Annotated in this window: 7 protein-coding genes; 5 read left to right on the forward strand and 2 right to left on the reverse strand. The window is 59.2% G+C overall.

All coding sequences use genetic code 11. The features are described from left to right. Positions 1-123: 123 nt before the first annotated feature. On the reverse strand, positions 124-1,155 hold the full coding sequence (locus tag R1L06_RS06435; protein ID WP_317217224.1) for a LacI family DNA-binding transcriptional regulator: 1,032 nt from the start codon (positions 1,153-1,155) through the stop codon (positions 124-126). Positions 1,156-1,293: 138 nt separating this feature from the next. Between R1L06_RS06435 and R1L06_RS06440 the strand changes: the two genes are divergently transcribed. The 5 genes from R1L06_RS06440 to R1L06_RS06460 all read left to right on the forward strand — a co-directional run bounded on the left by R1L06_RS06440 (position 1,294) and on the right by R1L06_RS06460 (position 7,489). Continuing rightward, positions 1,294-1,689, forward strand: a complete 396-nt coding sequence (locus R1L06_RS06440; RefSeq protein WP_317217225.1) for a hypothetical protein — start codon at positions 1,294-1,296, stop codon at positions 1,687-1,689. A gap of 170 nt (positions 1,690-1,859) precedes the next feature. Continuing rightward, positions 1,860-2,414: a single-stranded DNA-binding protein gene (locus tag R1L06_RS06445; protein ID WP_317217226.1), complete on the forward strand. Its 555-nt coding sequence runs from the start codon at positions 1,860-1,862 to the stop codon at positions 2,412-2,414. A 140-nt stretch (positions 2,415-2,554) separates the two neighbouring features. Next, entirely contained in the window at positions 2,555-3,883 is a 1,329-nt protein-coding gene (locus tag R1L06_RS06450) for a site-specific integrase (RefSeq protein WP_317217227.1), read from the forward strand. Beyond that, positions 3,870-5,414: a site-specific integrase gene (locus R1L06_RS06455; RefSeq protein ID WP_317217228.1), complete on the forward strand. Its 1,545-nt coding sequence runs from the start codon at positions 3,870-3,872 to the stop codon at positions 5,412-5,414. Before R1L06_RS06450 ends, R1L06_RS06455 begins: the two co-directional genes overlap by 14 nt. 20 nt (positions 5,415-5,434) lie before the next feature. Further along, positions 5,435-7,489, forward strand: coding sequence for a hypothetical protein (locus tag R1L06_RS06460; protein ID WP_317217229.1), 2,055 nt, complete (start codon positions 5,435-5,437; stop codon positions 7,487-7,489). 937 nt (positions 7,490-8,426) lie between these two features. Here R1L06_RS06460 and R1L06_RS06465 read toward each other — a convergent pair. Then, positions 8,427-9,284 carry a DUF4238 domain-containing protein gene (locus R1L06_RS06465; protein ID WP_317217230.1) on the reverse strand — a complete coding sequence of 286 codons (858 nt, stop codon included), beginning with the start codon at positions 9,282-9,284 and terminating at the stop codon, positions 8,427-8,429. Between the last annotated feature and the right edge of the window lie 55 nt (positions 9,285-9,339).

Raw genomic sequence — 9,339 nt, forward strand, 5'->3', positions numbered from 1 at the left:
ACCTTTCCATGGGCGATGTCTGCGCGTTATCCGCGCATCAGCCTCCGTGCGCATCCGCCGTTGGTCATGGGGGGGAGAATTCCGCCGTCGCACGTTGGGGCGGGGCGGGAGGCCTGGCGGCGCTTACCGGCGCAGCGACGATTCCCGCACCGCCAGCTTCACCGGGATGCTCTGGCTCTCCACCGGCTGGCGACCGATCAGTGCCAGCAGGCGCTCCACCAGCAGCTGGCCGGCCTGCTTGGTGTCCTGCTGCACGGTGGTCAGCGCCGGGGATACCGAGGCCGCCAGCGGGATGTCGTCGAAGCCGGTCACCGCCACGTCCTGTGGCACCCGCAGGCCGGTCTCGCGCAGGGCGCGCATCGCGCCGATGGCGATCAGATCGCTGGCGGCGCAGATCGCATCGATCGGTTCACCGCGTGCCAGCAGCACCTGGCAGGCCTCCTGGCCGGAGGCCTCGGTGGTGATCGCATCGTGCTGCAGCGCCGGTTCGGCGCCCAGGCCGTGGTCCTGCAGGGCCGCGACATGGCCGCGGTAGCGTTCCTGGAATTCGGGGTAATGGCTGGAGGCATGGCCGAGGAAGGCGATGCGGCGGCAGCCCTGCTGCAACAGGTGGGTGGTGATGTCATGCCCGCCCTGGAAGTTGTCGCTGCCGATCGACACGCCGGGCTGGCCGGGCAGGGCGGCGCCCCAGCGCACGAAGTGCGTGCCCTGTTCAACCAGCCGCTGCAGGCGGTCGCGCGATTCGTGGTAGTCGCCGTAGCCGAGCAGGATGATGCCGTCGGCCTTGTTGCTGTCCTCGTAATCGGCCTGCCAGTCGGTGGACAACTGCTGGAACGAGACCAGCAGGTCCTGCCCGTGCAGGGCGCAGGCGCGGGTGATCGAGCCCAGCATCGAGTGGAAGAACGGGTTGATCAGCGAGTCGTCGTTGGTCGGGTCCTCGAAGAACAGCAGCGCCAGGGTGCCGGCGTTGCGCAGGCGCAGGCTGGAGGCGTTCTTGTCGACCTTGTAGTTCAGTTCGCGGGCGATGCGCAGGATGCGCTCGCGGGTCTCGGCATTGACCATCGGGCTGCCACGGAGCGCCCGCGACACGGTCGGCTGGGAGACCCCGGCCAGGTGGGCGATGTCCAGGGAGGTGGCTTTGCCTTTGATCGTCATGGGAACGCGGAAGGGGGCAGGCGGAAGGTGCCTGGGCATGATGCCATGCGGTGGCTGCCGGCCGTCCTGGCGGTCACTGCTTGTGGCCACGGTCGCGGTCGTGCGACGGTCAACACCATAGCCTGACGGAGCCAAGCGGTGACCTTTCGCCTGTACCCGGGTGTCCCCGACGATTTCGAGGCGCGGATCCGCATCCTTGCGCCAGAGGAGGGGGGGCGTCGCAGCCCCGCCCGGAATGGTATCCGCTGGGATTTTGCCTATGCCGATGACGCCGGGACACCCGAGCTGTTCATGATCTGGCCCGACTTCCGGCACGCTGAGGGCGACAGCTGGCCGACTGAGCTGCCGCTGCCGGTGGGAGAGTCCCTGTTGGCCGGCCTGACCGTGGTCAATGAGGTGCTGAGGGCGGGGCTGCACCGGGAGCGTATCCGGCCGGGCGTGCGCTTCCACTGCCATGAAGGGCCCAAGGTGGTGGCGGTGGGGGAGGTTACGCGGGTCACCGGCCTGCTGCTGGATCGCCCCCTGCTTCGTTGAGGCCGGTTCCGACCCGTATCGGCCGGATTCCCGACGGGCCGGGGGCGAAGGGAATGGTAAGATGCCTCGTTCCGATATCCCCCATTCGCAACCGTGGGAGGTCCAGCGTATCGGCACCCCGTCGGGTGTGCTATCACTGGTCCAGCCCCGGACAACGGAAGAATCCATCTATGGCGCGCGGCATCAACAAAGTCATCCTGGTCGGCAACCTCGGCAACGACCCGGACGTGAAGTACACCCAGAGCGGCATGGCGATCACCCGCATCAGCCTGGCCACCACCAGCGTCCGCAAGGACAAGGATGGCAACCAGCAGGAACGTACCGAATGGCACCGCGTGGTGTTCTTCGGCAAGCTCGGCGAGATCGCTGGCGAGTACCTGCGCAAGGGCAGCTCGGTCTACGTCGAAGGCAGCCTGCGCTACGACAAGTACACCGGCCAGGACGGCGTGGAGAAGTACTCCACCGACATCGTTGCCGATGAAATGCAGATGCTGGGCGGCCGTGGTGAAGGCGGCGGTGGCGGCGGTGGCGGCAACTACGGCGGCGATCGCCCGCAGCGCCAGCAGGCGCCGCGCCAGGAGTACGGCGGCGGTGGCGGTGGCCAGCGCGGCGGCCAGGGCGGTGGCTATGGCAACCAGGGCGGCAACCAGGGTGGCTACCAGCGCCCGCAGCCGCAGCAGGCTCCACCGATGGACGACTTCGCTGACGACGATATTCCGTTCTAGACCACACTTAGTAAAAAGAGTAGATATAAGGAGAGGAGGAGCCCCGTAGCTGGGGCTCCTCCTCTTTTTTTGTACGTTCCCAGGATGGTAAGAAATACGGCTATAGTCATACATACGTGAAATCAGGCGAGCAAGGGATGATGCCCAAGCTGTCGGTCCATGTGATGCAAGACGGCGAGCGAGTTCCGATGCTCCACGACGAGTTGGGGCTGCCGCTGTTTTATCCCACGTTGTTTGTAACCTCCCAGCTGCGAAACGCTGGCGTGGCCGTCAATACCATCCGCAACAAGCTTGCCGATCTGATCGTGTTGTTACGATGGGAATTCGCGAATCGTCGTAACTTGATTTCGGACTTCCAGGCTGGTCGCTTTCTGACCATCGCCGATGTGGTTTCGCTGCGCGATTTCGCCAAGCTTGATATGCGGAACTGGAAATCCGATGGGCACAGCACAGGGAAACCAGGTGTCCGTGTCCCGAGCTTTTTGGAAGCGACGATTGCTTCGAGCCGAGCTCTCGCCGCAATTGGCCCGCAACAGCATTTCAACCGTTTGAGTACGATTGCCGACTACCTGGAGTTCACGGCAAGCGTCGTCACGCATTACAGGGGCTCTCACCAAATCGCTCAAGAAATCGCGCGGATGGTGACTGCCATTCGTAAGCACCGACCGCGTGGTCTAGCGAAGCACCTTGAGGAAGAGTCGGAGCGCCGCTCTCCTCCGACCGAAGTGGTGAACCGATTCATGGCGGTGGGATCGGAACATGACCCAAGGAATCCGTTCAAGCACCCGGATATCAGGCTACGCAATGCGATCATCTTCGGCCTGTTGAGACATACCGGTATGCGACGCGGTGAACTGTTAAGTCTCCGACTGGACCAGTTTGACTTGGGTCACGAGCCTCTTGTCTGGGTTAGGCGTAGCCAAGATGACAAGCTTGATTCTAGGCGTCATCAGCCCGTCGCTAAAACCAAGGAGCGACCGCTTCCGCTGCCGGATGAGCTCGCCACGCAGCTCGGCCGATACATGCTGCAAGTGCGTGCGCCGATCACGCCTGCTAGAAAGCATCCGTATCTTCTGATCTCGCACCGGAAGGGCACTGGCTGGGGGCAGCCACTCTCCATCTCTGCTCTTAACAGCCAGATCTTCGGCCGAATGCGGGCTGTGGACAGGGACTTTGAGCTGATCCATCCCCATGCATTCCGACACCATTTCAACTATGAACTGTCCAGAAGCATCGATGAAAACAATGCTAAAGCTCAGTCGGGTGCCGATACTGCCTGCGCAACGCCGATCAGTGAGCATAGAGAATTGGATGTAAGAGCATTTCTGAATGGTCATCGACATAGGGCTTCCGGTGCGACATACAACCGCCGACATGTCCGCGAAGTCGGCAACGAAGCTGCTCGAAGTTTGCAAGCAAAAATGATGCGCAAGGCCCCTACCAACGAGGATGGCGATGAAGTCAGCTGACCCTCGGCCGTTCGGAAAGGTAGGGCGGCAGGATAGTGCAGCGGTATCTAAGGATGGCTACCTCTTCAATCCTTCGGACGCCTATTGGCGTCTGAACAAAGACGTGCAGTTGTCGCTAGCCCTTCCTGTAGCAGTCATGCCGGTCGTTGAGGCTGGCTTTCGTGCGACTCTATTGCGCTACGCTGAAGAGGCATCAGCAAGACATTGCGAGAACATGGCCACCCGATTCAAGAGATACCTTCGTGACACTGGTGCGTCGCAGGTGTCCGTGGCTGATCTCATCAATTGGCGTGCCGTTCTCGGCGTCCGCGAAGAATGGCAGCTTGGTGGATTAAAGGGATTCTTGCTGGCATGGCACGACTACGGCTTTGGCGGTGTCTCAAAGGATGTCGTCGACCTCCTGCAGGGCTGGCGGATTCAGGGCAACGAGAAGGGGGCGGCGGTTGCTAGTGGTTGTCCGGACAGCGGGCCGTACACCGACCTCGAGATGGCAGCCCTGCTTGACTGGGCAAATCTGGCAGTCACACGCAAGGACGTCTCTCTGGAGGACTACGCCTATCTACTGGCGCTGGCAATGACGGCACGGCGTCCGGTCCAGCTCGCGGCCCTTCGGGGGCGAGACCTGATCCGTGGCAACAGCAACGGCGCTGAAGCATTCAGCCTTCGAGTTCCCCGAGCGAAGCAGAGAGGGATCAAGTTTCGGGGCGAGTTTCGTACGCTAGCTGTAATTGAAGACCTCTACCTGGTGCTTCAACAGCTGCACCAGCGCTCCATCGTCCTAGCCAGCGAGACAGTAGGGCAAGCGATCGAGCCAGACCTGGCGGATGAACTACCAGTCTTCATCAATCGGCAGCGCCTGCTGCAGGTGCGCAGCATTCGTGAAATGAAAGAGCTTCTAATGGGTGATGCGCCGGATCAGCTGCATGCAAGCACCTCCTCCCTCTCATTGGCTTTGCAGCGCTGCGCGAGAGCGTCGACCGCTCGCTCAGAGCGGACCGGTGAGTTCATTCGGCTGTCCGCGACTCGCTTCCGACACACCCGGGGAACAAAGCTGCGTCGTGAGGGGTTTGGCGCCTTTGTGATCGCAGAGCTTCTCGACCATTCTGATGTTCAGAACGTCAGCATCTATACCAAGAACACAGCGCAGGAGGCCGTTCTGATCAACGAGCTGGTTGGTGCCCAGCTGGCTCCTTTCGCGCAAGCCTGCCTGGGCAAGCTTGTAGCATCGGAGAGGGAGGCGATCCGCGGCGGTGATCCTAGGAGTCGTGTAGCCAACGAGCGTCAGAACGCCGTTGGAACCTGTGGCAACTATGGGTTCTGTGCTAGTGGGTATCGCGCCTGCTATACCTGTAGTCACTTTCAGCCTTGGGTTGATGGACCTCACGAGGAAGTTCTGGCTGATCTTTACGCCGAGAAGGACCGAACTCGAGCTGCAGGATGTGCCGATGCGGTTGTGAATGCGAATGATCAACTGATACTTGCGGTTGAGCACTGTGTGGCAATGTGCAGAACCGCAAGGTCAACTGCGTAGCCTCCTGGGAGCGAGTACTCATGGGTGACATCGTTCAGTTCGTGCCCCGCGTTGAGAAGGACGCAGATGCGAACCTCATGGAGTTCATCCGGTTGACGAGGGAGGAGCTCACCGCTTTTGGAGGTGACGGCTCTTGGGTAGATGATAGATGGCAGGACGGGGCGACGACGGTCGTGTTTGCGACAAAGACGGCGCCGCTCGATCCCTACAGCTTCACTCCCATGGCTGAGCCATTCAAGCAGTTCGCCAAGGCTTATGTTCGTTACTCATGGAGCCACAGGCCCGTCAGAAATCTGTCCTCTATGATCCTGGCGCTCCGATGCGTAGAGGCCGGATTGCTCGCGGCCTGTGGGAGAGCGGATGTTGGACTTCTCGGCATTGCAGTTATGGACGTGTGCGCGAACAAGTGCGCTGAGTTCTGCGGCACCAAGCAGATTCAGTACGCGGTTGGTCGCCACACTCAATTGATCTTCGACTTTCTGCGTGACAAAAAGCTTGTTCGATTCCTGCCGCCTTGGAAATCACCCTTCAAGAAGCCGGCGATCCTGACAGAGGGCGTGGGCGAAGCCGGAGCAGCATACCGTGCATCGAAACTTCCTTCCACACAGGTCATGTTGCAAGTTGCCGATCTCTTTGCAGTGGCCGACGACGTCGAGAGTCGCTACTTCAGCTCGCTGATCATCATTCTGATGGCCACCCCTAGCAGGATCTCCGAGGTGCTTCGGTTGCCGGTTGACTGTGTGCAATGGGAGTTGGATGAAGCCGGGCAGTCCCAGATGTACCTACGCTGGAGAGCGGCCAAGGGCAAAGGGGGGATGAAGAAATGGGTTGTACCCGCAATGCATGAGGTGGTTCAGGAGGCCGTAAAGCGTCTTCTTGAGATAGGTCAACCTGCACGCGATGCAGCGAAGTTCGCTTCGGCGAATCCGGGGCACTTCATGTATCACTCGGGCTGTCTGCGAGAGACGAAAGGCGTCGATGAGACACCCCTCACCCCGGAGCAATTTTGTGCCGCGGTGAATGTTCGGTACCCGAGGCATAAGCCACGCGCCGGCCTCCGCGCCTGGCATGAAGTTCGCTTGGACAGCAGGTTGAAGGCTCTTGTTAATCAAGGAAAGACCAGCTACCGGGATCTAGCCGAACACGTGCTGAGCGAGTGCAGTGATGCCTATTGGCCGCACATTGACGGCGAGCGAACTGTCCTAGCTTGGGATTCATTGTGCTTGCACAGGATCAATGAATTTCATATGGAGTTCGAGGCCAAACAGTTCTCGTGGCGGCTTCCCAACGCCAACGAAGTCAATAGCCGCCTAGGTAAAGCGGGCCGCCCGTCGTTGTTCGAACGAAAGGGGCTGAAGGGGGAGGGCGGGCGTGCGGTCAAGCTGACTACCCATCAGCTACGACATTGGCTCAGTACGATGTCTGAAAGGGCAGGAATGGACGATTTCACTCTCGCCCAATGGGCCGGGCGTGCGAGAGTTTCAGACAATAGGCACTACGACCATCGCAGCCCACAGGAGCGCCTGGCGGGTGCGCGAGAGCTCCTGCCCCTGCGCCACATATCGCTGTTAGAACGCTTCAGTCAACGTGCGCCGGTCACCTATCAGGAGCTTGGTGTTGATCGGCTTGGAACTGCCAAAGCTACTCTCTACGGCATGTGTGTCCACGACTACGCCATGGCACCTTGCCAGAAGCAGAGAGAGTGCATGACCTGCAAGGAGCATGTCTGTATCAAGGGAGATCATGTGACGCTTGAACGAATTCGCTTGCTGGAACTGCAAACCGAGGCCCTTCTCGCACGCGCGAGGAGAGCGCATGCTGAAGGAGATTTCGGTGCGGATCGCTGGGTCGATAGCCACAAGTGGAAGCTTGCGCACGTCAGGACTATGAGGCTCGCACTCGAGCATCCTGAGGTTTCGTCAGGAGCTGTTCTTAGAATACCCGAGGGGCACGATCCCTCACCGGTTCGTAGAGCGTTGCTGGATCTTGGATTGATTGAACATCCCGCCTCAGAATCAGTTGACACCCTCAACATCACAATGCATGGGAGTACGGATAAGTGCCCAGAATTGTAGTGACAAAGGCAGCTCTGCCAAAAATACTGCGTGAACTTGACCGCTGGGAGGGGAAGCTCACCTGGCCGTTGTTCTGCGCGCGAGTCGCATTGGTGCTGGGCGTCGGTTCAGTATCCAAGCACACGATGTATCTATATCCCACGATCAAGGAGCGTTTCCAGCAACGCCAACGGGACTTGAGGGAGACAAAGGATGCACTTCCCAGGGACTTCACTCTGAGTGGGGCAGTCCGACGTATTGCAGATCTGGAGGCTCAGGTCCGTAGGCTTGAGGAAACGAATACCCTACTGCTGGATCAGTTTCGTCGTTGGCAGTACAACGCCTATGCCAACAATGTTCGGATTGATCTACTCCAGTTAGATCACCCACTACCATCATTGGATCGCGCGAACAGTCTGTCCGGACGACGCTCTAGCTAGCGTAAGGAGAGGGGAGATTGATGGAGGTCAACATGTGCACGTGGATATGCTGGGCACGACACGCGTGCCGCCGGAGGCGCGCACGTCACTATCTCTAGTTGTCTTTTTTTGTGTAACGCCTAGCTCTAAGGCGCTTGCGAGCAGCTAGCCAGATCGCCCACAGCGTGAACGATACCGCGCAGGTGGTGATGAATAGGCCAACGATTAGGATCGCCTGATCAGTCGCGTTCAACGGCGTTTGCTCCATGAATGGATCAGATTCGCGCTATCTTATCTGGGGATATCGGTAAGCAGTGCGGGCAAGATGGCTGCATTCAGCGGCTACCTTGAGGGAATTCCCATTTGAAGGGATAAATTGCGGGCAGTATGGCTGCATGTCCTTGGCGCCTGTTGCGTGACCACATGTTGCATAGAGCTCGTCATAGGAAGAGTTGCATGCTTGTCTATGTGCATGAATCTGGTAGCTTTGGCTATGAGATTGTATTGAGCCAAGCAACCTGATGACATCAGGCGCGACTTCAGAACTTGATGCTATCTAGTCGGATCTTCCTGAACGACTGCGACGATGTCGTACGGTTCTGCGCGTGAGCGCGACGAACGAACCCCATCCCTGTTCCGTTCGAGTACGTTGCGGCACTTGCACGCCAGCGAATGAAGTCGGGCCAGCCGCTTGGTCGTGGGTACAACGTTTCCGAGTGGAATATTGCGTCTTGGTGGTTGCGGGCTTCCTCAGCCGTGGTAACGCGATATCGCTTCATCACCCCATCGTCCCAATCCAGGATCGCGTGATTCAGCCGGTGCTTACAGGGAATGCGCCGATCCGCCATTGCGTCAAACTGACGGCCGATGGAGGGGGCATCTGCGGCTTCTCGGAAGTAGACGTTGGCCATTGCGTTGAGCAGTTGCTGTTGATTGAGTATGTTCACGTCGCTCACCTTTCTGACGTCGACCCAGCGTTCATTTACCGGTAGCGAGTAGACATCTCCGTCGTATGCGAGAAAGAAGTATCGGGGGCTGAGGGGCATCAAGCAGAGCGTGCCTGATTTTGCCAAGCCGGGTGTTCCTAGGCGCTCATTTCCGGGTCGCAGGTGCCATCGATTCGTATGGATAGCCGGATCGTCGCTCGTGATGAAATCAACGGCTGTTCGATTCCGTAGAAGACACACTTTGAGGTCCTCTACGACAGACACCATCTCGGGGACTGTCGACATCACCACTTGCACGGCCTGTGCGATAGACGTCCGGAACTCCTCAGGCGCTCCTGTAGTTTCGACGACTTCATCTGACAACGCTGCGAAGGCGCGTGAAGCTGCCTCGGTCCTTAGATGCTGCAGTACCCAAAAAGCTCTAAAGAGCTCAAGATCGTCGTCGGTCAAGGGGTTCTACCCCGTTTTCACGGACACTTACAAGAAGGCCGATTCAGGCCATGAG

The sequence above is a fragment of the Stenotrophomonas mexicanensis genome (assembly GCF_032911605.1).
GTDB lineage: Bacteria > Pseudomonadota > Gammaproteobacteria > Xanthomonadales > Xanthomonadaceae > Stenotrophomonas > Stenotrophomonas maltophilia_A.

Bases quoted from the DNA above. Each gene is read 5' to 3' on its own strand.
- R1L06_RS06445 (WP_317217226.1), top strand. From the start codon at position 1,860: ATGGCGCGCGGCATCAACAAAGTCATCCTGGTCGGCAACCTCGGCAAC.
- R1L06_RS06450 (WP_317217227.1), top strand. From the start codon at position 2,555: ATGCCCAAGCTGTCGGTCCATGTGATGCAAGACGGCGAGCGAGTTCCG.
- R1L06_RS06435 (WP_317217224.1), bottom strand. From the start codon at position 1,155: ATGACGATCAAAGGCAAAGCCACCTCCCTGGACATCGCCCACCTGGCC.
- R1L06_RS06455 (WP_317217228.1), top strand. From the start codon at position 3,870: ATGAAGTCAGCTGACCCTCGGCCGTTCGGAAAGGTAGGGCGGCAGGAT.
- R1L06_RS06460 (WP_317217229.1), top strand. From the start codon at position 5,435: ATGGGTGACATCGTTCAGTTCGTGCCCCGCGTTGAGAAGGACGCAGAT.